The sequence below is a fragment of the Janthinobacterium sp. JF4 genome (assembly GCF_059617925.1).
The window spans coordinates 1-21,939 of record NZ_JCAQAV010000016.1; the positions used below are offsets into that span (position 1 = coordinate 1).

Here is a 21,939-nt window from a genome sequence, read left to right on the forward strand (position 1 = left end):
GGAACGATGCGGCGACCGCCTCGGTCAATGCGTCGAACAACGGCGGCCCGATCTATAACAACAATACCAGCGGCACGTCTTATGGTTTCCAGGTAGAAACCTGGTTCTAAGTTAGCAGGCGTTGTAAGTCTAAATCAACCTGGCGCATCCTTCGCGGATGCGTTTTTGGCGCCGTCCCGTGATATAAATGCAATGTAGTCGTTTCATGGATCACGGCGCCGTCTTTACACCAAGATGATGCCCGTTTGCAAGCGGGTCTGAGTATAAGAGCGCCGGTACAGGCGCAGATTTCACCTTTTTCGGCCCCCGTATGCCGAAGCCCCCTAAAAGCTTGATCAAAAAAGGAATGTGGAGATGAAACTGAAATTCAAGATTACCCAACTGGCCGCGTTGACCACCCTGGCATTCGCCGGCAGCGCCTTTGCGACCGACGTGGAAGTGTTGCACTACTGGACCTCCGGCGGCGAAGCGAAGTCCGTGGGCCAGTTGCAGCAAATCGTGAAGGAAAGCGGCTTCGGCTGGAAAGACTTCGCCGTGGCCGGTGGCGCTGGCGAAAACGCCGCGACCGCGCTGAAAACGCGCGTCATTTCCGGCAATCCGCCAACGGCCGCCCAGATCAAGGGTCCGTCGATCCAGGAGTGGGGCGCGGAAGGCGTGCTGGCCAATATCGACGATGCCGCCATTCCAGGCAAATGGGATACCGTGCTGCCGAAAGTGGTCGCCGACATCATGAAATACAAGGGTCACTACGTTGCCGCTCCCGTCAACGTCCACCGCGTCAACTGGATGTGGGTCAATCCGGAAGTGCTGAAAAAAGCCGGCGTGGCCACCACCCCGACCACCTGGGATGCGTTCTTCGTCGCGGCCGAGAAAATCAAGAAATCGGGCGGCGTCGCGATCGCCCACGGCGGCCAGCCTTGGCAGGATGCCACCGTGTTTGAATCCGTCGCGCTGGGCGTAGGCGGCACGGAATTCTACAAGAAGGCCATTCTCAAGCTGGATCAGAAGGAATTGACCGGCCCGACCATGCTCAAGGTGTTCGACACCCTGGGCAAGGTGAAGACCTACATCGACAAGGATGCGGCAGGGCGCGACTGGAACCTGGCCACCGCCATGGTCATCAACAACAAGGCCGGCTTCCAGTTCATGGGCGACTGGGCCAAGGGCGAGTTCACGGCTGCAGGCAAGGTGCCGGGCAAGGACTACCTGTGCGTGGCAGCGCCTGGCACGGACAAGGCCTACACCTTCAACATCGATTCGTTTGCCATGTTCACGCAAAAGGATGCGAATGCGAAGAAAGGGCAGATCGCCCTGGCCAACGCCATCATGAATCCGAAGTTCCAGTCGATCTTCAACCTGAACAAGGGTTCCATCCCCGTGCGTTCCGGCGTATCGAAGGACAAGTTTGACGCTTGCGCCCTGAAATCGATGGAAGACATGGACGCCACCAACAAGACCGGCGGCCTGGTGCCATCGTTCGCGCACGGCATGGCGCTGGCATCGGCCACGCAAGGCGCCGTGACCGACGTCATCGCCAAGTTCATGAACACCAACATGAGCTCGAAAGACGCGGTTGCAGCATTGGCCAAAGCGGCAAAAGTGAAGTAATCACGACGGCGCCGGCACTCCCGCCGGCGCCCGCTGCATCGCATGCACCGCAGGCCTGCGCCCTGGCATCCGCCCAGCACAGGCCACACGCAGTTCTCTCTACGGCTCTCCTATGTCCATACGCAAGCAATTCGACCGATGGATACCGCAGATGGTGCTGGGCCCCACGCTCATCGCCAGTCTGCTATTCGTCTATGGTTTTATCTTTTTGACCGGTTGGCTGTCGCTGACCGAATCGCGGCTGATGCCGAACTACGAGTTCGCCGGCCTGGTGCAATACTACGAGCTGTTCGACAACGAGCGCTGGTGGACCTCGCTCAAGAACCTCGGCATCTTCGGTGTCCTGTTCATCGGTTGCAGCATCGCCATCGGCCTGTTCCTGGCCATCCTGCTGGACCAGAAAATCCGCGCCGAAGGCGCGCTGCGCGCCATCTACCTGTATCCGATGGCGCTGTCCTTCATCGTCACCGGCACGGCCTGGAAATGGATGCTCAATCCCAGCCTGGGCCTGGAAAAGGTCATGCACGACTGGGGCTGGACGTCGTTTACCTTCGACTGGCTGGTGAACTCCGACATGGCCATCTACACGGTGGTGATCGCCGGCGTATGGCAATCGTCGGGCTTTGTCATGGCCCTGTTCCTGGCCGGCCTGCGCGGCATCGATGATGAAATCATCAAGGCGGCCCAAGTCGATGGCGCGTCGCTGCCGACGATCTACTGGCGCATCGTGATTCCCGCCATGCGACCCGTGTTCTTCAGCGTGCTGCTGATCCTCGCGCATATCGCCATCAAGAGCTTCGACCTGGTCATCGCATTGACGGCTGGCGGACCTGGCAACTCGTCGTCCGTGCCGGCCATCTTCATGTACCAGTTTTCCTTCACCCGAGGCCAGCTGGGCCTGGGCTCGGCATCGGCAATGATGATGCTGGCCACCATCGTGGCCGTGCTCGTGCCGCTGATGTACCTGGAAACGCGCAGCGCAAAGGCGATGAGATGACACACACTCCTACACGTAACAACAAACTCACCCTGGGACGGGTGGTGTTGTACCTGCTGCTGATCCTGTTCGCGGTGTACTACATCGTGCCCCTGTACGTGACCCTGTCGACGTCGTTCAAGTCGCTCGACGAGATCCGCAGCGGCAACCTGCTGGCCTTGCCGCACGTATGGCAGTTCGATTCCTGGTCCAAGGCCTGGTCGTCGGCCTGCACGGGCGTCACCTGCGACGGCATGCAGCCGTTCTTCTGGAACTCGATCAAGATGGTGATTCCCGCCGTGCTGATCTCGACCTTCCTGGGCGCGTTCAACGGCTATGTCTTCGCGCACTGGCGCTTCCGCGGTTCGGAAATCCTGTTTGCCGCCTTGCTGGTGGGCTGCTTCATTCCGTTCCAGGTGGTGATCCTGCCGATGGCGCGTCTGCTGGGCGAATTCGGCCTGGCCAATACCACCACGGGCCTCGTCTTCGTGCACGTGGTGTATGGCACGGCCTTCACGACCCTGTTCTTCCGCAACTACTATATCGGCGTGCCGGAAGAGCTGATCAAGGCGGCGCGCATCGACGGCGCCGGCTTCTTCCTGATCTTCCGCAAGATCGTGCTGCCGATTTCGGGTCCGATTTTCGTCGTCTGCATCATCTGGCAATTCACGCAGATATGGAACGACTTCCTGTTCGGCATCGTTTTCGCCAGCGGCGATTCGCAGCCGATCACGGTGGGCTTGAACAACCTGGTCAACACGTCCACGGGCGTGAAGGAATACAACGTCAACATGGCCGCCGCGGTGATTGCCGCGCTGCCGACCCTGCTGGTCTACCTGGTCGCAGGCCGATATTTTGTGCGCGGTCTGACCGCAGGCGCAGTCAAAGGTTAAGGAAAGAATATGTCCAGTTTATCGATACGCAGCATCCGCAAGGTGTACACGAATGGCGTCGAAGTCTTGAAAGGCATCGACATCGAGATCAAGGATGGCCAGTTCCTGATCCTCGTCGGCGGCTCCGGCTCCGGCAAGTCGACCTTGCTCAACATGGTGGCCGGCCTGGAAAGCGTCACCTCGGGCGAAATCCTCATCGACGGCAAGGTCGTCAACGACCTGCCGCCGAAGGACCGCGACATCGCCATGGTGTTCCAGTCCTACGCGCTGTACCCGTCGATGACGGTGCGCGAAAACATCGCGTTCGGCTTGAACGTGAAAAAAGTGCCGAAGGCGGAGCAGGAAGAAATCGTCGCCCGCGTCGCCGAAACCCTGCAGATCACGCACTTGCTGGACCGCCGTCCGGCGCAGCTGTCGGGCGGCCAGCGTCAGCGCGTGGCCATGGGCCGCGCCATCTCGCGCAAGCCGTCGCTGTTCCTGTTCGACGAACCGCTGTCGAACCTGGACGCCAAGCTGCGCGTGGAAATGCGCGCCGAGATCAAGCTGCTGCACCAGCGCCTGAAGGCGACCATCGTCTACGTCACGCATGACCAGATCGAGGCGATGACCATGGGTGACCTGATCGCCGTCATGAAGGACGGGGTGGTGCAGCAACTGGGCACGCCGCAGGAAATTTACGACAACCCGGCCAACCTGTTCGTGGCCGGCTTCATCGGCTCGCCATCGATGAACTTCATCACCGTCAAGCCTGTCATCGAGGGCAGCGAGGTATTTGTCGCCATCGAGAACGCGGGCAAGAGCATGCGTCTTGCCTTGCCGTTCGCGGCCGACAAGCTGCGCAGCTATGCGGGCCGCGAGGTGATCCTGGGCGTGCGCCCGGAACAGATCACGGACATGAGCAGCGCGCACGGCGACGTGGGCCAGGAACTCGGCTGCCTGATCGACCTGGTCGAGCCGACCGGCCCGGATACCCTGCTGACGACGCGCCTGAACGGCGCCGCTGTTACCTGCCGCACGCATCCGCGCGAAGCCGTGCTGCCGGGGCAGACCATGCAGCTGTCGTTCAACCTGTCGAAAGCGGCCCTGTTTGATCCGGCCAACGGCGAACGCATCGCGTAAGCGGCATCTGCAGTAGAAAACGGCCCGCCTATCGGCTGACAGGCGGGCCGTTGTTGTTTACACCGCGGCGCTTATTGTGCCAGCGATTTTTTATAGGCGATGGCGTGACGCAGCTTGCCCTCGTCGTCGATCAGCTCATCGAACGCTTCCCGGTTGACTTCCCGCAGGGCGCCCAGCTCGTGGGCACGCTTGCCGCCGCTGACGATATCGCCGGGTTCCCGCGCCACCATCGCCTGCGCGGTTAGCAGGATCACATTGGCATACGCGGCGGGATCGCGCAGGTCGACCTGCACCAGGTCCAGCGCGGGAATGCCGCGCAGCCAGTCGGCCCAGTAAAACTCGAGAAATTCCGTGGCCTTGTCGGGCGGCTCGTAGCCGATCCCGCGCGTAAAGTAGACGAGTGAGCGGTACGGGTCGTCGCCCAAGGACTTCAGGCCGATGGCGGGCGGCAGCTGCTGCGGCGTGATGGCCTGGTTGCGGCCGTTTTTCAGCCATACCTTGTTTTCTGCGCGCATGCGGGCCCAGAAGGCCGTTTCACCCAGCGCGCTGAAATTGTCGCTGACCTTGACCCAGACCTTCAATTGATGATTGCGCCCGCCATCGGCATCCCGGAAGGTGGAAAACGTGTGGTGGCCGTCCGTCAGGTACAGGGTGCCGTTCGGGCCGATGACGACGCTTTTCATGTCGCCCGGGCGGCTGCCCACGGCCGCCTTGCAGCGGTAGCTGGCCGGTGGCGCGGCCAGGGTGGCACCAGGCACATTGGCCGTGCCGGGCAAGACGTCGCCCTGGCCATTGGCCTCGCACAGGTCGGCAAATTTCTTTGGCTTGGCGATGTCGGCGATGTGTTTTTCTTCGGCCGCATAGCGTCCCAGCTTGTAGTACACCTGGTCGTAGCCGATGGCCGGCTGGGTCGGATGCAGTTCATCGAGGCGCACCTGCAGGATGCGCGGATGGGCGGCGCTGCCGACGACGGTGGCCATCAGCGCCTGCTGGCGCGCGCTGAGTGCCGGCGCCGCTGTGACGGCGGCATCTTTGGCCCACGCCGCATGGCTGATGGACAGGGCCAGCAGCAGCAGGGCGCTGGCAGTGGGCGTGGCGTGCATGCGACTCTCCTTTAGCGCTGGCGCCTCATGCCAGCAGCGCGCTGGGCACGCGCGGCGAGGACATTAGATCGCGGAAGGCGGCCCAGTGGGCGGCGCGCGTATCGCCCTGGCGCTCGACATAGGCTTTCGCCATGTCCTGGCCCAGGTTGTAATTGATGACGTACGCGCCCATGGCGTCGTAGAACTGCAGGCGCTGCGCGGATTTCTCGGCCGGGTACAGGCGCACGTTGACCAGCCATTCCAGCGCTGCTTCCCGGCTCAGGCCGCCTTCGAGGTACTGGCGCGCGATATCGTTGTCTGCATAGCTCAGTTTGGCCAGCAGCGCGTTGAGTTGCGCATAGCGGGGCGCCAGCTTTGGCTCGAGGCCGGCCAGCGGGTACAGCACCTGCCGTTCGAAGTCCAGCCGCTCTTCATCCGTGAAACTCAGTTCGATGCCGTAATTGGCCGTGCCTTCGGCGATCAAGGATTGCGGCGAATACAGCGGATAAATACAGTATTCCATCCAGCCCTTGCCGCGCACCAGGTCGCGTTCGAGCAGCACGTTGTAGACGTGGTGGCCCGGATACGCTTCATGGCAACCGAGGTCGACGGCGCGATCGATGTACACGGGCAAGTCCGTATTGATCTGGATCACGCTCTGGTAGTTGCCCTTGTACCAGTTGTAGCCGCTCCACGGCTTGCCGGTGACGAATTCCAGCACAAAATCCTCGCCTTCGGGCAAGGCGATGTAGCGCAAGGTGCGCTCGCGGCCCGCGCCGATGGCTGCCTCCATGACGGCGTGCAGTTTGTCGGCGGGAATGACGAGTTGCGCGCGCAAGGCATTCACGCGTTCGCTGACCATACCGTCGCCCGGCAGCAGGGCGTCGATCTGCGCCACCAGTGCTTCGTAGTACGGACGGCTGTGATGAGGCGAGACGGCGTCGTACAGGCGCGCGCTCTCCGTATCGAAATCGAAGCGCTTACCTTGCAGCATCTCCGTGCGCGCCAGCACGGCTTGCAGTTGCTTGCGCAAGTTGACGGCGCGCAGGCAGGCAGCGTCGGCCAGCAGGGCCAGCGCCGCGTTCGCGCCATCCTTGATGCCGCTCAAACCCTGTTGCTGTTGTGCCGCTGCTGCCTGCCATTCTGGCGGGCCGTAATACGCGTCCACATACGAGGCGTCGTGCTGGCCCATGGCCAGGACCAGCTTGACGTAGCGTTCGGCCACGTCGGCGAGTAAAGGGGAGTTGCTGTCGGTGTGCGTCATGGCGGCCTGGTTTTTGCGGTTGGGCAGATGCTTATTGTATAGCGCAATCGGATGCGCGTGAGGCGTGTAGGCGCCACATCATTTCTTTACAGTAACTGGGGAAACGCATCTTGATGTAGCTCAGTGAACCCGGCATTCGCGGCCTGCGTGCGCGGCTTTGGTAGCAAGATGGGTGGTCTTCTTTTTTTCGTCTGCGCGTGATTTTCCCCTTGATCTTTCTTCGTTTATGGACGAATATGATGTACGAGATCCGGCACTACCTGACATCATCGGGCAGGGATTTATATACGGAATGGCTGAAGCGCCAGCGCGACAATACGGCCAGGGTGGCCATCGTCCGGAGCGTGCTGCGTATGATGCCCGGCAATTTTGGCGACCATAAATTTTGCCACGATGGCGTGTGGGAATTGCGCATCGATGTGGGTGCCGGCTACCGTATTTACTATGCCATTGCCGGCGAGCAGATCATTTTATTGCTGTGTGGCGGCGACAAGCGCACCCAGCCGAAAGATATCGAATACGCCTGTGCCTGCTGGCACGACTGGAAGGAGAGAGAGGACATGAAAGAGGACGTGAAACAGGTCACGAGCAGACCACCAAGAGACCGCTCGCATGACGAAGCGATGGCTGAGCTGTACCGCGACGATCCCGATCTCGCCCTGGAATTGATCAACAATATCCTTGCCGACGGCGACCATGGCGAACTGCTGGCCGTGCTGCGTCAATTGACGCGTGCCTTTGGCGGCGTGCCTGCCGTGGCGCAGGCGGCCAGGCTCAATCCTACCCAGCTGTACCGCACCTTGTCGCCCGAGGGCAATCCCTCCCTGAGCACCTTGACGGCCATCCTCGACGCCATGGGCTTGCGGCTGGCCGTGGAACCCAGGCAGCCCGAACGTCCATTTCCTGCGCCGGCTGCCTGAGTCCCTGCCTGTGGCTTAAAACTCCACGGGCCGCGCCTCGCGCATCGCTTGCGTCATGGCCAGGCCGATGCGTGTCGCTTCCGTCGCGTCGTGCAAGGTCAGCGACAAGGTGCGCCGGCCCAGGGCCGCATCCGTAAACTCCTGCGCCTCGATCAAAAAGGCGTCGGCGAAGCGGGCATAGAAGTCCGGCGTGCATTCATTACGCACGCCATGCGCATCCGAAATTTCCACCCGGTTCAGGCGCGGATTGCTGCCCACGGCCAGGCGGCCGCCCGTGCCGAACACTTCCGTCAGGGTTTCATGGCCGTGCGCCATGGTGCGCGAGGCCATGAAGCTGGCCATGCTGCCATCGCTAAACTCGACTGTTGCCAGGCCGTTGTCGACGTCGCTGAACGCCTGCAATCCCGTGTGGATGGCGTTGGTGCCGCTCGCATACACGCGCCTGGGCACGGGGTTGCCCAGCAGCCAGCGCGCCAGGTCGATGTCGTGCACGCTGCAATCGAGGAAGATGCCGCCGCTGGTGGGGGCGAAGCGCATGAAAGCGCCGCTGGGGTCGTTCTGGTCGCAGGTTTGCGAACGCACCAAATACGGCTTGCCGATCAGACCTTGGGCGATCTTTTGCTGCGCGTCATGGTAGCTGGCATCGAAACGCCGCACGAAGCCGATCATGATGGTCAGATGCGGGTGGCGCGCCGCTTCCGCTTCCACCTTCAGGCAGTCGGCCAGGTCCAGCGACAGCGGCTTTTCGCAAAACACGTGCTTGCCGGCGCGCAAGGCGGCGATGATCTGCTCCGCATGCAGCGAGGTGGGCGTGACGAGGAAGACGGCGTCCAGGCCAGGGTGGGCCAGCAGGGCGTCGTAATCGGCATAGCCGGTGGTGATGCCCAGCTGGCTGGCGGCCCAGTCCAGTTCGGCTGGCACGGGGCTGCACGCGGCCACCACTTCGGCATTCGGCACGCGCTGCGCCAGGTTGATGGCGTGGCGCTGGCCCAGCCGGCCCAGGCCGACGATGCCGACTTTTAATGTTGGGGATGACATCTGGTCTCCAGTATCTTGTTATTGTGTTTTTACAGGCTCACGACGCGAGGTTCACAACACGACCTTCGTGCCATGACAAGGTGGCCGCTTCGGCCAGTTCCAGTGCCTTCAAACCATCGTGGACGGTGGTGCGCAGCGGCGTGCCGTGGCTGAGGGCGTCGAAGAAATGCGCCATTTCCTGCGCGTAGGCGACGCGGTAACGTTCCAGGAAGAAATCTTCTGGCTTGTCCACGCTGACGTTCACCGCGCCATACGCCGTCACTTCCGTCGGCTTGTGGTTGCCCGCTTGCAGCATGCCGGCGCTGCCCAGCACTTCGAAGCGCTGGTCGTAGCCGTAGGCGGCGCGGCGCGAGGCATTGATCTGGCACAAGCGGCCTTTTGCCGTGCGGATGGTGACGACGGCCGTGTCCAGGTCGCCCGCCTCGCCGATGGCCGGGTCCACCAGGCAGCTGCCCGTGGCGTGCACGCTGACGGCATCATCGTCGAGTATCCAGCGGAAGATGTCGAAATCGTGGATCAGCATATCCTTGAAGATGCCGCCCGAGACCTTGATGTAGCTGACGGGTGGCGGGCCCGGGTCGCGGCTGGTGACGATGAGTACTTCCGGCGTGCCGATCTCGCCCGCTTCGATCCGTGTCTTGACGGCGTTGAAAGTCGGGTCGTAACGGCGCTGGAAACCCAGCATGCACATGACCTTGGCTTCCTTGACGGCGGCGGCGCAGGCGCGCGCGCGGTCGAGGGTCAGGTCGACGGGCTTTTCGCAAAAGATGGCCTTGCCGGCGGCGGCCGAGCGCAGGATCAGGTCCGCGTGCGTGTCCGTGCTGGAGGCGATGACGACGGCCTTGATGGCCGGGTCGGCCAGCGCCGCTTCCACGGTGGCGCTGCTGCCGCCATGCAAGCCAGCCAAGGCGGCAGCCGCTTCCTGGTTGACGTCGACCACGTACTTGAACTGTACGCCGGGTTGCGCGGCCAGGTTGGCCGCGTGGATTTTGCCGATGCGTCCGGCGCCGAACAACGCTACTTCAATCATCATGTTCTCCTGGTGTGTGGATTTCTTCGATGTCGAGCTCTAATTTGTATGCCAGCGCGATGAACAGCGCCTGGCACAGGCAGATGGTGCTGGTCAGCGAGCGGAAGGCGAAGGCGCTGCCCTCGGTGACGGTGAGCAGCGCGTCGGCGGCCCGCGCGAGCGGGGCCAGCTTGCTGTCGGTAATCACGAGGACCTTGGCGCCCTTGTCCTGCGCCGCCTTGATGCACTGCTGTGTTTCCTTGCCGTAAGGCGAGAAACTGATGGCGATCGCCACATCGCGTTCGCGCACGCTGCGCATCTGTTCGCGGTGCATGCCGCCCAGTCCGCTAATCAGGTGCACGCGCTTGTCCGTGTGTTCCAGCGCGTAGGCGATGTAGGAGGCGATCGGAAACGACCGGCGCACGCCGATCACATAGATATTTTCAGCCTTGAGCAGCAGGTTGACGGCCGCTTCCAGCTGCGCGTCGTCGAGTCCTGCCGCCAGGTCGTCCAGGCCGGCACGGCTGGCGCCGACGAATTCGCGCGTCAGGTCACCTGCGCTCAGAGCGGCGTCGCGCGTGGAAATGAGCTTGCGGATGCGCTGCTGGTAATCGGGCGTGGCGCCGGCCTGGTCCGTATAAGCCTGGCGGAACACATCTTGCATTTCGGAAAAGCCCGTGTAGCCGAAGCGCTGTGCGAAGCGCACGATGGCGGACGGCTGCACGTCGCAGGCGGCGGCGATGTCGCTGATGCGTTCGAGCATCAGGCTGGCCCGGTGCTTCTCGATGTATTGGGCGATGACTTTCAACTGGCGCGACAGATTGTCGTACTCGGCGGCGATGTGTTGCATCAGTTGTTCGATGGGGGCGGTGGCTGCCATGCTGTTTCCTTTGGGCTGGTTCTGGCAAGAATTATAGGAGTGAATGCAGAAAATAGAAATGATTTTCTATTTAAATTTATTTTGAAAATTTTATTGCATTTGTCTTTTTTGTGGCCTAAGCTGTGCGCAGTGCATCGGGTCTTGCCGGTTTTCCGGTTCCCCGCTGACACGCGACAAAAGCTGGCAACTATAAAAATTAATCCTTCAAGGAGACATTCATGCAAAGCAATAAGCGTAAGGGATTTCTGAAGCGCCTGGCCATACTGGGCCTCGGCCTGGGACTGGGTCTGGGCATGAGCGCCAGCCACGCGGCAGGCGAGAAATTCGTGCTGATCAGCCATGCGCCTGATTCCGATTCCTGGTGGAATACGATCAAAAATTCCGTCAAGCAAGCAGGCGAAGACTTCAATGTCAGCGTCGACTACCGCAATCCGCCGAATGGCGACCTGGCCGACATGGCGCGCCTGGTCGAGCAATCGGCAGCCCGCAACTACGACGGCGTGATCGTCAGCATTGCCGACTTCAGCGTGCTGCAAAAACCGCTGGGCCTCGTTGCCGCCAAGAAGATTCCGTTTGTCACGATCAATTCCGGCACGCTGGCGCAAAGCGAGCAGCTGGGCGCCGTGATGCACGTGGGCCAGCCCGAATACGAGGCAGGCAAGGGCGCCGGCGAAAAAGCCAAGGCCGCCGGCATCAAGTCCTTCGTCTGCGTCAACCATTACGCAACGAATCCGTCGTCGTTCGAGCGCTGCCGCGGCTTTGCCGAAGCCATCGGCGTCGATTTCAAGGCCGCGACACTGGATGCGGGCGAAGATCCGACCACCATCGAAAGCAAGCTGAGCGCCTTCCTGCGCAACAACCCGAAAACCCAGGCCGTGCTGGCGCTGGGACCCACCTCGGCCCACGCTTCGCTGAAGGCCTTGGAGAAAATGGGCTTGAAGGGCAAGATGTGGTTTGCCACGTTCGACCTGTCCGATGACATCTCGAAGGGCATCAAGGATGGCAGCATCCAGTTTGCCATCGACCAGCAACCCTACCTGCAAGGCTATATCCCCGTTGCCGTGCTGGCCATCATGAAGCAGGACAAGACGACGGACCTGGCCAAGGTACGCGAAAAGCTGATCAATAACGCCAAGTTCAAGGCGCGCCTGGCCGAGTACGGCCTGGCACCATCGTATGGCCCGCGCCATATCGGTTCCGGTCCTGGCTATGTCACCAAGGACAATATCGGCAAGGTAGAGAAATACGCCGGCCAGTTCCGTTAAGCACCGGCTTCTCAATTCAATCAATACTTAGTTGTTGTCCCCGCGCGCAGGCCAAGCTTGCCGGCGCGCGGGTCCTGCCGCCCTGGAATTGTTGTCGAGGCTGGCAGGTTGCTATAAAACAAGGGAGACATAGCATGAGTACCGTGAAATTAAGCGTGGAACAGGGCGGCATGGCCGCCTCGGGCGCGCCGCCGCAAAAGCAGGGCTTTGATGAGCGCGTAGGGCAGGTCAGCTGGCTCAAGCGGCTGTTCAGCCGCCCGGAATTCGCGTCGATCTCGGGCGCCATCCTGGTGTTCGGCTTCTTCGTCCTGACGGCCGGCGACTCTGGCATGTTCAACCTCGACGGCGTGATCAACTGGGCGCAAGTGGCCGCCTACCTGGGCATAATCGCCATCGGCGCCTGCGTGCTGATGATCGCCGGCGAATTCGACCTGTCGATCGGTTCCATGATCGGTTTTGCCGGCATGATGATCGCCATTCCATCCGTTTACTTCCACTGGCCCGTGTGGGCTGCCATCCTGTTCGCCTTCGCCGGTTCCATGGCGCTGGGCTGGCTCAACGGCTACCTGGTCATCAAGACGCGCTTGCCGTCGTTTATCGTCACCCTGGCCTTCCTGTTTATCTTGCGCGGCCTGACCCTGGCCCTGTCCATCATGTTTGCCAACCGCACCATCGTCAGCGGCATCGGCGCGCTGGCCGCCGAAGACTGGCTGGCCACGACCCTGTTCCATGGCGAAGTGGGCACCTCGCTGTTCGCCTGGATGGCCAAGGCGGGCTGGATCACGGCGCTCGACAATGGCGCGCCGCTGGTCAAGGGCATCCCCAAGGTCATCGTCTGGTGGGCCGGCCTGGCGCTGGTGTCCGGCTTCGTCCTGGCCCGCACCCGCATCGGCAACTGGATCTTCGCCGTCGGCGGCGACGCCAACGCGGCCAAGAACGTGGGCGTGCCCGTGAAAACCATCAAGGTGTCGCTGTTTGTCTTCACCGCCTTCTGTGCCTGCCTGTTTGCCACCCTGCAAGTATTTGACGTGGGCTCGGCCGCCGCCGACCGCGGCATGCAAAAGGAATTCGAAGCCATCATCGCGGCCGTCATCGGCGGCGCCTTGCTGACGGGCGGCTACGGTTCCGTCGTCGGCGCCTGCTTCGGCGCGCTGATCTTCGGCGTGGTGCAGATTGGCATTACCTATACCAATATCAATTCGGACTGGTTCCGCGTCTTCCTCGGCGTCATGCTGCTGATCGCGGTACTGTTCAACAACTTTGTCCGTGCCCGTGTCACGGAAGCGAGATAAGCCATGAGCGAATACATCCTTGCGCTGGAAAACATCAGCAAACGTTTCGGCTCCGTCATCGCCCTGCAGAACGTCACCCTGCGCCTGAAACCGGGTGAAGTGCATTGCCTGCTGGGCGACAATGGCGCCGGCAAGTCGACCCTGATCAAGACGCTGGCCGGCGTACACCGGCCCACCAGCGGGCAATACCTGGTCGATGGCCAGCCCGTCAGCTTCAATTCGCCGAAGGAAGCGCTCGACCTGGGCGTGGCTACCGTCTACCAGGACCTGGCGCTGGTGCCCTTGCTGTCCGTGGCGCGCAATTTCTTCATGGGCCGCGAGCCGATCAGGAAAATGTTCGGCGTGCTGCCCGTGATGGATATGGACTACGCGGCCACCACGGCGCGCGACAAGCTGGCCGAAATGGGCATCATGGTGCGCGACCCGCACCAGGCCGTGGGTACCATGTCGGGCGGTGAGCGGCAATGCCTGGCTATTGCCCGGGCCATCCACTTCGGCGCGCGCGTGCTGATCCTCGACGAGCCGACGGCCGCGCTGGGCGTGAAACAGTCGTTCAATGTGCTGAAACTGATCTACAAGGCGCGCGAACGGGGCTTGTCCGTGATCTTTATTACCCACAATGTGCACCATGCCTACCCGGTGGGCGACTCGTTCACCCTCTTGAACCGGGGCAAGTCGCTGGGTACCTACACCAAGGAAACCGTTTCCAAGGATGAAGTACTCGACATGATGGCGGGCGGTGCGGAAATGCAAACGCTGATGAGTGAACTCGACGGTGTCACGATTTAAGGATAGCCATGAATAATTCCACACAATTTGCCCAGGGCCGCGCGCTGGACGTCATCTGCCTGGGCCGTCTGGCGGTGGACCTGTATGCGCAGCAGATCGGCAGCACGCTGGAAGACGCGACCAGTTTCGCCAAATACCTGGGCGGCTCGTCGGCGAACATCGCCTTCGGCACGGCCCGCCTGGGTCTCAAATCGGCCATGCTGTCGAAGGTGGGCGACGACCACATGGGCCGCTTCTTGACGGAGACCTTGTCGAAGGAGGGCTGCGACGTCAGCCACGTCGGCATCGACCGCGACCGCCTGACGGCCCTCGTCATGCTGGGCATCAAGGATAAAGACACGTTTCCGCTGATTTTTTACCGTGAAAATTGCGCCGACATGGCCATCGACGCGTCGTCGGTGGATGCGGCCTTCATTGCGTCGAGCAAAGCCTTGCTCATTACCGGCACGCATTTTTCTACCAGTGCCATGCACGCCGTCAGCACGCAGGCATTGAAACTGGCCCGCGCCAACAACGTGCGCACGGTGCTCGACATCGATTACCGGCCCGTGCTGTGGGGCTTGTCGGGCAAGGCCGATGGCGAAACGCGTTTCGTCTCGAACGACGGCGTGACCAGCCATTTGCAGGCGATCCTGCCGCAATTCGACTTGATCGTCGGCACGGAAGAGGAATTCATGATCGCCGGCGGCGGCGCTGACATCATGGCCAGCTTGCGCGCCGTGCGGGCCGCCACCCTGGCGACCCTGGTCGTCAAGCGGGGGCCGCTGGGCAGCGCCGTCATCGACAATGTGGTGCCGGCCAGTTTGGATGACGCGTATAACTACCGTGGCGTGCGCGTGGAAGTGCTGAACGTGCTGGGCGCGGGCGACGCGTTTCTCTCCGGCTTTTTGAAAGGCTGGCTGCGCGGCGAGGATTACGCAGCGTGCTGCCGCTACGCGAATGGCTGCGGCGCCCTGGTCGTGTCGCGCCACGGCTGCGCACCGGCCATGCCGTCGCCCGTCGAGCTCGACTATTTCCTGGCCAACGCGGCCAAGCTGACGCAGCCGGACCAGGACGCGACCTTGTCCCGCCTGCACCGCACGACGGTCGCGCGCCAGCAATGGGACGAGCTGTGCGTGTTCGCGTTTGACCACCGCACGCAATTCTTTGAGCTGGCGCAACAGACGGGCGCGCCCGAGTCCGCCATTGCGGCCCTGAAGCAATTGATGGTGCAAGCCGTGGCGCAGACGGAAACGGCCTTGAACCTGGCCGGCAAGACGGGCGTGCTGATCGATGGCCGCTATGGTGTCGACGCCCTCAACGATGCGACAGGGCGGGGCTGGTGGATAGGCCGTCCCGTCGAATTGCCGGGCTCGAACCCGCTGCAATTCGACTGGGGCCGCTCCGTCGGCTCGCACCTGCTCAGCTGGCCGAAGGAGCACGTGATCAAGTGCCTGGTGCAGCTGCACCCGGACGATGCCGTGGAAAACCGGCTGGAACAGGAAGCGCAGATCAAGGCCCTGTACGACGCGGCGCAAGTGAGCGGTCACGAACTGCTGTTGGAGGTGATACCGTCGGAAGCCCTGCCGCACGGTGACGATACGGTCTTGCGCGCCGTCAAGCGCCTGTACAACCTGGGCATTTATCCGGAATGGTGGAAGCTGGAAAGCATGTCTGCCCAGCAATGGCAAGCCATCGATGCCCTCGTGCACGAGCGCGATCCGTATTGCCGTGGCGTCGTATTACTTGGCTTGAACGCGCCCATTGCCGCCCTGGCCGACAGTTTTGAACAGGCCAGTGCCAGCACCACCTGCCGCGGCTTCATGGTGGGACGCACCATCTTTCAGGAACCGAGTCGCCGCTGGCTGGCGGGCGAGCTCGACGATGCGGGCCTGATCGCCGCCGTGCGCGCCAACTTCGAGCAGCTGATTTCCTTGTGGCAGCGCACGCGCAACCGCCTGGAGCGTGCAGCATGAGCGCCACGATCAGATTGACGATGGCGCAGGCGCTGGTGCGCTATCTGTCGGCATTGCGCACCGAAGAAGGTGAATCCCTGTTCGGCGGCGCCTTCGCCATCTTTGGCCACGGCAACGTGGCGGGCCTGGGCGAGGCGCTGTACCAGTACAAGGATGTGTTTCCCACCTACCGCGCCCACAATGAACAGGCGATGGCGCACTCGGCAATTGCCTATGCGAAAGCGCACATGCGCCGGCGCATGATGGCCGTTACCAGTTCCATCGGCCCGGGCGCCACCAACTTGCTGACGGCCGCCGCGTTGGCGCACGTGAACCGCTTGCCCGTACTGCTGTTGCCCGGCGACGTGTTCGTCTCGCGCGCGCCGGACCCGGTGCTGCAGCAGCTGGAAGACCCAGCCGACGGCGGCGTCTCCGTCAACGATGCGTTCAAGCCGCTGTCGCGCTATTTCGACCGCATCGTCTATCCGGAGCAGTTGCTCACCGCCTTGCCACGGGCGATTGCCGCCTTGACGGACCCGGCCGCCTGCGGCCCCGTCACCTTGTCCTTGCCGCAAGACGTGCAAACGATGGCGTATGACTATCCGGCCGATTTCTTCGAACCGCGCATCGTGCGTTTCCGCGCCGTGCCAGCCGTCGAACAGGCGCTGGAAGAGGCGGCCGCCATGCTGAAAAACGCGAAGCAGCCGCTGATCGTGGCCGGTGGCGGCGTGCTGTACGGCCAGGCCAGCGCCGCCCTGCAGGCGTTTGCCGAGCGCCATGGCATCCCCGTGGCGGAAACCCAGGCCGGGAAAAGTGCCTTGCCATGGGACCATCCTTTGCAGCTGGGCGCCATCGGCGTGACGGGCTCGCCAGCCGCCAACGCGCTGGCGGCGGAAGCGGACGTGGTGCTGGCCATCGGCACGCGCCTGCAGGATTTCACGACGGGATCGAATTCCCTGTTTGCGCAGGCGCAGCTGGTCAGCCTGAACGTCAACAGTTTTGATGCGCTGAAACGCCGCGGCCTGGGTGTGCAGGCGGACGCGACACTCGGCTTGCAGGGATTGTCGCGGCTGCTGGGCAACTGGCACTGCGCGGGCCAGTGGCAGGAGCGTGCGCAGCAGGAGGCGAATGCCTGGCGCGACACCGTGCTGGCGATCACTGGCAAACGGGAAGTCGTCGGCTTGCCGTACGACGGCGAAGTCATCGGCGCCGTGCAGCGTTCCGCAGCGGATTCTACTGTGCGCGACATCGTTGTCTGCGCGGCAGGCACCTTGCCGGCCGAGCTGCACAAGCTGTGGCGCACCAGCGTACCGGGCGGCTACCACATGGAATACGGCTATTCGTGCATGGGCTATGAAATCGCCGGCGGCCTCGGCGTCAAGATGGCCAAACCCGATGCCGAAGTCATCGTCATGGTGGGCGACGGCAGCTACCTGATGATGAATTCGGAAATCGCCACCTCCGTCATGCTCGACAAAAAGCTCATCATCGTCGTGCTCGACAACCGCGGTTATGGCTGCATCAACCGCTTGCAGCAGGCCTGCGGCAACGCCTCGTTCAACAATATGTTGCCCGACAGCGCACCCCGTATCGACTTCGCCCTGCATGCGCAATCCTTGGGCGCGCTGTCGGAGCACGTGGCCAACATTGCCGAACTGGAACAGGCCATGCTGCGCGCCCGCGCCGCCGCGCGCACTTACCTGATCTGCATCGACACGGACGACACGCGCACGACCGCAGAGGGGGGATGCTGGTGGGAAGTGGCCGTGCCGGAAGTGTCCACCCAGCCCGGCGTGCAGCTTGCGCGCGCCCGTTATGAACTCGACCGCCAAGGACAACAACAATGAACGCACCAACATGGAATGTGAAGATCGGCATCAACCCGATCTCGTGGATGAACGACGATTTGCCATCGCTGGGGGGAGAAACCCCGCTGGAAACGGCCCTGAAGGAAGGCGCCGAGATCGGCTACGTGGGGTTTGAGCTGGGCAACAAGTTTCCGAAAGACGCCCCGTCCCTGAACGCCGTGCTGGGCAAGTATGGCCTGGCGTGTGTGTCCGGCTGGTATTCGGGCCGCCTGGCGCACCGCTCCGTGGAAGAAGAAATCGCCGCCGTTGGCCCGCATCTGCGCCTGCTGGCCGACAGCGGCGCCACCGTCATGGTGTACGGCGAAGTGGCCGACGCCATCCAGGGCGAAGCGCGCCCTTTGTATAAACGTCCGCGTTTCCAGTCGCTGCAGCAATGGCAGTACTACGCGGACAAACTGACGGCGTTTGCGAAGCACTTGCTCGACAACGGCGTGCGGCTGGCGTACCACCATCACATGGGCGCCTACGTGGAAACGCCGGCCGACGTGGATCAGCTGATGGCTTTGACGGGGCCGGAAGTGGGCTTGCTGTTCGACACGGGCCACATCACCTTTGCCGGCGGCGACGCGCTGGCGGTGTTAAGCCAGCACATCGATCGCATCTGCCATGTGCATTGCAAGGACGTGCGCGCCAACGTGGTGAAACTGGCCCGCAATGGCCACTGGAGTTTTTTGCAGGCCGTCATCAATGGCGCCTTCAGCGTGCCGGGCGACGGCAGCATCGATTTCCCGGCCATTCTGACGCGCCTGTACCTGCACGGCTATGCGGGCTGGCTGGTGGTGGAAGCGGAGCAAGACCCGGCCGTCGCGCCCAGCTACGAATACGCGAAGATGGGCCACGATTACCTGGCCAACCTCGTCGAGGCCATTCCCCGCCTGAGCCGGGAGGCGGCATGAGCCCGCTATTAGTCAAAGCGGAGAAGGCCGGCGGCAAGATCGTGGAAGTCACGCCCGCGTCCGCCGGCTGGACGCACGTGGGTTTCGCCGCGCACCGGTTGCAAGCAGGCGAGAGCATTAGCCTGGGGACGGGCAGCCGCGAACTGTGCATCGTCGTGCTGACGGGCACGGTCACGGTGCAGGCCGGTGATGACGTGTGGCGTGAGATCGGCAATCGCCAGAGCGTGTTTGAAGCCGTCTCGCCTTACGCCGTGTATGTCCCGTTGGAAACAGCGGTCACCATCACGGCTGCAAGCGCTGCGGAAGTGGCGCTGTGCAGCGCACCGGCCACCACCCACCGCCCGGCGCGCCTGATCGAGCCTGCTGCCATGACGCGCTCCGTGCGCGGCAAGGGCGCGAATACCCGCTATGTGTGCGACATCCTGCCGCAGACGGCCGAAGCGGACGGCTTGCTGGTGGTCGAGGTGGTCACGCCGTCCGGCCACTCGTCCAGTTATCCGCCGCACAAGCACGATAGCGACAATATCCCGCTGGAAAGTTCGCTCGAGGAAACGTACTACCACCGCCTCAATCCGGAACAGGGCTTTGCCTTTCAAAGAGTCTACACGGATGACCGTTCCATCGACGAGGCCATGGCCGTGGAAAACCACGACGTGGTGATGGTGCCCAGGGGCTACCACCCCGTCACCGTGCCGTATGGCTACGACGGCTATTACCTGAACGTGATGGCCGGCCCGCAACGCGTGTGGCACTTTAAAAACGACCCGGCCCATGAGTGGCTGATGCATGCCAAATAACCAAGGACAAGAGATGACTACCCCGATGATCGGCCACTTTATTGGTGGCAACCCGATGGCGTCGCGCTCGGAGCGCACGAGCGACGTCTTCAATCCCGCCACGGGCGCCGTGACGGCGAAAGTGGCGCTGGCGACCGCCGCCGAGCTGAACGCGGCCGTGGCCGCCGCCCATGCGGCATTTCCCGCCTGGTCGCAGACCTCGCCGCTGCGCCGTGCCCGCGTGATGTTCAAGTTCAAGGAGTTGCTGGAGGAACACTCGGATCAATTGGCGGCCCTGATCACAGCCGAGCACGGCAAAGTCTTCACGGACGCGAAAGGGGAGGTGACGCGCGGCATCGAAGTGGTGGAGTTTGCCTGCGGCATCCCGCAAATGATGAAAGGTGAATACTCGGAGCAAGTGGCCGGCGGTATCGATGCCTGGTCCATCCGCCAGGCGCTCGGCGTCTGCGTCGGCATCACGCCCTTCAACTTTCCCGTGATGGTGCCGATGTGGATGTTTCCGATGGCCATTGCCTGCGGCAATACCTTCGTCTTGAAACCGTCCGAGCGCGACCCGTCGGCCAGCCTGCTCCTGGCGCAACTGTTGACGGACGCGGGCTTGCCCGACGGCGTCTTCAACGTGGTGCAGGGCGATAAAGAGGCCGTGGATGGCTTGCTGCGCCACCCGGACGTGCGCGCCGTCAGCTTTGTCGGTTCCACGCCGATTGCCGAGTATATCTATGCCACCGGCTGCGCGCAGGGCAAGCGCGTGCAAGCCCTGGGTGGCGCGAAGAACCACATGGTCGTCATGCCGGACGCGGATATTCCCCAGACGGTCGATGCCCTGATGGGCGCCGCGTTTGGGTCGGCCGGCGAGCGCTGCATGGCCATTTCCGTCGTCGTGGCGGTGGGCAATGTGGCGGATCAACTGGTCGAGGCGCTGGTGCCGCGCATTGCCGCCCTCAAGATCACGCAGGGCATGGATTTAACAGCGGAAATGGGTCCCGTGGTGACGCAGGTGCACAAGGACAAGATCGCCGGCTACATCGCCACAGGCGTGAAAGAGGGCGCCAAGCTGGTCAGTGACGGGCGCGGTTTCGTGCTGCCCGGCCACGAAAACGGCTTTTTCCTCGGCGGCAGCCTGTTCGACCATGTCACGCCCGAGATGACGATCTACAAGGAAGAAATCTTCGGCCCCGTGCTGTGCATCGTGCGCGTGCCTGATTTCACCACGGCGCTGGACCTGGTCAACGCCCACGAATACGGCAATGGCACGGCGATCTACACGCGCGATGGCAACACGGCGCGCGAATACACGCACCGGGTGCAGGTGGGGATGGTCGGGGTCAACGTGCCGATCCCCGTGCCGATGGCCTTCCACAGCTTCGGCGGCTGGAAGCGCAGCCTGTTCGGCGACCACCACGCGCACGGCCCGGAATCCGTGCGTTTCTATACGAAGCAGAAGGCCGTCACGCAGCGCTGGCCCGCATCGACGGCTGCCGGCGCCGAGTTTGCCATGCCGACCCTGAAGTAAAACATCTGGTTCGCTTCTTGCTTACTGCAATGGTTGTGTTTAGCCATTGCAGATCGCTCCCATGACGTCCAGCCGTACCCAGCCTTTGCGCATCGTTGTCGTCAACACCATTGTCGAGCACGGCGTGCACGAGAATGCGGCCTTGGCTGCCCAAGTGCAGCGCGGCAATGCCTTGCGCATCGGCTTGCTGGAATCGGGCTTCGACATCGTTGCCTCGCTGCCAGCCGACCTCTACCTTCCCGAGCGCATCGCGCAACTGCAGCCTGACCTCATCATCATCGATGCCGAATCGGACGCGCGCGACGTGCTCGAGCACATCGTCATCGCCACGCGCGACGAGCGCCGACCCATCGTCCTGTTTACCGAAGATGGCGCCACGGCCAGCATCGACGCGGCCATGGCGGCCGGCGTATCCGCCTATATCGTGGCCGGCTTGCAGGCCGAGCGGATCTTGCCCGTGCTGAATGTGGCGCTGGCGCGCTTTCGCCAGGAAGAAAAATTGCGCGCCGAATTGCTCGATACGCGGCACAAGCTGCTGGAGCGCAAGGTGATTGAACGGGCCAAGGGCCTGTTGATGACGCATCACGGCTTGACGGAAGAGCAGGCTTACCAGCGCTTGCGCAGCATGGCCATGAACAAGAAACTCAAACTGGCGGACATTGCCCAGCGTATCCTCGACGTGGAGGACTTGCTGGGATGAATCGTCCATTGCCTGATACATGCTGGTGCAGTGCACCATTGCGGTGCGTTTCCAGCCTCCCTGGGCCGGGCATGCACAGGCACGGTCCTTGCTGCT

Annotated in this window: 19 protein-coding genes and 1 pseudogene; 15 read left to right on the plus strand and 5 right to left on the minus strand. The window is 62.5% G+C overall.

Annotation, left to right across the window (positions count from 1 at the left end):
* The first annotated feature begins 354 nt into the window (after positions 1–354).
* The 4 genes from AC54AF_RS14035 to AC54AF_RS14050 all read left to right on the plus strand — a co-directional run bounded on the left by AC54AF_RS14035 (position 355) and on the right by AC54AF_RS14050 (position 4,596).
* The gene (locus AC54AF_RS14035) at positions 355–1,608 is read left to right on the plus strand and encodes an ABC transporter substrate-binding protein (RefSeq protein ID WP_496637017.1); all 1,254 of its coding nucleotides are present in this window, start codon (positions 355–357) and stop codon (positions 1,606–1,608) included.
* Positions 1,609–1,720: 112 nt separating this feature from the next.
* Entirely contained in the window at positions 1,721–2,605 is an 885-nt protein-coding gene (locus AC54AF_RS14040) for a carbohydrate ABC transporter permease (RefSeq protein ID WP_496637018.1), read from the plus strand.
* Positions 2,602–3,477, plus strand: coding sequence for a carbohydrate ABC transporter permease (locus tag AC54AF_RS14045; protein ID WP_034757607.1), 876 nt, complete (start codon positions 2,602–2,604; stop codon positions 3,475–3,477). The genes AC54AF_RS14040 and AC54AF_RS14045 overlap by 4 nt, the downstream gene beginning before the upstream one ends.
* A gap of 9 nt (positions 3,478–3,486) precedes the next feature.
* Positions 3,487–4,596 (plus strand): ABC transporter ATP-binding protein, encoded by a 1,110-nt coding sequence (locus AC54AF_RS14050; protein ID WP_436473103.1) that lies wholly within the window; start codon positions 3,487–3,489, stop codon positions 4,594–4,596.
* A gap of 71 nt (positions 4,597–4,667) precedes the next feature.
* Here the strand turns inward: AC54AF_RS14050 and AC54AF_RS14055 are convergent, their stop codons facing one another.
* Both AC54AF_RS14055 and AC54AF_RS14060 read right to left on the minus strand, forming a co-directional pair.
* Positions 4,668–5,699 (minus strand): ParB/Srx family N-terminal domain-containing protein, encoded by a 1,032-nt coding sequence (locus AC54AF_RS14055; protein ID WP_496637019.1) that lies wholly within the window; start codon positions 5,697–5,699, stop codon positions 4,668–4,670.
* 25 nt (positions 5,700–5,724) lie between these two features.
* Positions 5,725–6,942: a hypothetical protein gene (locus AC54AF_RS14060; protein WP_496637020.1), complete on the minus strand. Its 1,218-nt coding sequence runs from the start codon at positions 6,940–6,942 to the stop codon at positions 5,725–5,727.
* Positions 6,943–7,181: 239 nt separating this feature from the next.
* Between AC54AF_RS14060 and AC54AF_RS14065 the strand changes: the two are divergent.
* Both AC54AF_RS14065 and AC54AF_RS14070 read left to right on the plus strand, forming a co-directional pair.
* A pseudogene (locus AC54AF_RS14065) lies at positions 7,182–7,475 on the plus strand (type II toxin-antitoxin system RelE/ParE family toxin); the annotation flags it as partial.
* Between the two features lie 90 nt (positions 7,476–7,565).
* Positions 7,566–7,862 (plus strand): helix-turn-helix domain-containing transcriptional regulator, encoded by a 297-nt coding sequence (locus tag AC54AF_RS14070; RefSeq protein WP_496637086.1) that lies wholly within the window; start codon positions 7,566–7,568, stop codon positions 7,860–7,862.
* Positions 7,863–7,877: 15 nt separating this feature from the next.
* Here AC54AF_RS14070 and AC54AF_RS14075 read toward each other — a convergent pair whose 3' ends face one another.
* From AC54AF_RS14075 to AC54AF_RS14085, 3 genes are read right to left on the minus strand one after another with little or no spacing between them, the layout of a single operon-like run.
* On the minus strand, positions 7,878–8,900 hold the full coding sequence (locus tag AC54AF_RS14075) for a Gfo/Idh/MocA family oxidoreductase (protein ID WP_496637021.1): 1,023 nt from the start codon (positions 8,898–8,900) through the stop codon (positions 7,878–7,880).
* Between the two features lie 37 nt (positions 8,901–8,937).
* Positions 8,938–9,930: an inositol 2-dehydrogenase gene (gene iolG / locus AC54AF_RS14080; protein WP_496637087.1), complete on the minus strand. Its 993-nt coding sequence runs from the start codon at positions 9,928–9,930 to the stop codon at positions 8,938–8,940.
* Positions 9,923–10,789, minus strand: a complete 867-nt coding sequence (locus tag AC54AF_RS14085) for a MurR/RpiR family transcriptional regulator (protein WP_034757651.1) — start codon at positions 10,787–10,789, stop codon at positions 9,923–9,925. Before AC54AF_RS14085 ends, iolG begins: the two co-directional genes overlap by 8 nt.
* A 218-nt stretch (positions 10,790–11,007) precedes the next feature.
* Between AC54AF_RS14085 and AC54AF_RS14090 the strand changes: the two genes are divergently transcribed.
* From AC54AF_RS14090 to AC54AF_RS14130, 9 genes are all read left to right on the plus strand, one after another.
* A complete protein-coding gene (locus tag AC54AF_RS14090; RefSeq protein WP_496637022.1) occupies positions 11,008–12,054 on the plus strand; it encodes a sugar ABC transporter substrate-binding protein in 1,047 nt (348 codons plus the stop codon).
* A 134-nt stretch (positions 12,055–12,188) separates the two neighbouring features.
* The gene (locus AC54AF_RS14095) at positions 12,189–13,346 is read left to right on the plus strand and encodes an ABC transporter permease (RefSeq protein ID WP_496637023.1); all 1,158 of its coding nucleotides are present in this window, start codon (positions 12,189–12,191) and stop codon (positions 13,344–13,346) included.
* A gap of 3 nt (positions 13,347–13,349) precedes the next feature.
* The gene (locus tag AC54AF_RS14100) at positions 13,350–14,135 is read left to right on the plus strand and encodes an ATP-binding cassette domain-containing protein (protein WP_496637024.1); all 786 of its coding nucleotides are present in this window, start codon (positions 13,350–13,352) and stop codon (positions 14,133–14,135) included.
* A gap of 8 nt (positions 14,136–14,143) precedes the next feature.
* Positions 14,144–16,090 carry a bifunctional 5-dehydro-2-deoxygluconokinase/5-dehydro-2-deoxyphosphogluconate aldolase gene (locus tag AC54AF_RS14105; protein WP_496637025.1) on the plus strand — a complete coding sequence of 649 codons (1,947 nt, stop codon included), beginning with the start codon at positions 14,144–14,146 and terminating at the stop codon, positions 16,088–16,090.
* Positions 16,087–17,916: a 3D-(3,5/4)-trihydroxycyclohexane-1,2-dione acylhydrolase (decyclizing) gene (gene iolD / locus AC54AF_RS14110; RefSeq protein WP_496637026.1), complete on the plus strand. Its 1,830-nt coding sequence runs from the start codon at positions 16,087–16,089 to the stop codon at positions 17,914–17,916. The genes AC54AF_RS14105 and iolD overlap by 4 nt, the downstream gene beginning before the upstream one ends.
* Positions 17,913–18,833: a myo-inosose-2 dehydratase gene (iolE, locus tag AC54AF_RS14115; protein WP_496637027.1), complete on the plus strand. Its 921-nt coding sequence runs from the start codon at positions 17,913–17,915 to the stop codon at positions 18,831–18,833. Before iolD ends, iolE begins: the two co-directional genes overlap by 4 nt.
* Positions 18,830–19,630 (plus strand): 5-deoxy-glucuronate isomerase, encoded by an 801-nt coding sequence (iolB, locus tag AC54AF_RS14120; RefSeq protein ID WP_496637028.1) that lies wholly within the window; start codon positions 18,830–18,832, stop codon positions 19,628–19,630. The genes iolE and iolB overlap by 4 nt, the downstream gene beginning before the upstream one ends.
* Positions 19,631–19,643: 13 nt before the next feature.
* A complete protein-coding gene (locus AC54AF_RS14125; protein WP_496637029.1) occupies positions 19,644–21,143 on the plus strand; it encodes a CoA-acylating methylmalonate-semialdehyde dehydrogenase in 1,500 nt (499 codons plus the stop codon).
* A 61-nt stretch (positions 21,144–21,204) separates the two neighbouring features.
* Positions 21,205–21,843 carry an ANTAR domain-containing protein gene (locus tag AC54AF_RS14130; protein ID WP_131685887.1) on the plus strand — a complete coding sequence of 213 codons (639 nt, stop codon included), beginning with the start codon at positions 21,205–21,207 and terminating at the stop codon, positions 21,841–21,843.
* Positions 21,844–21,939 lie beyond the last annotated feature (96 nt).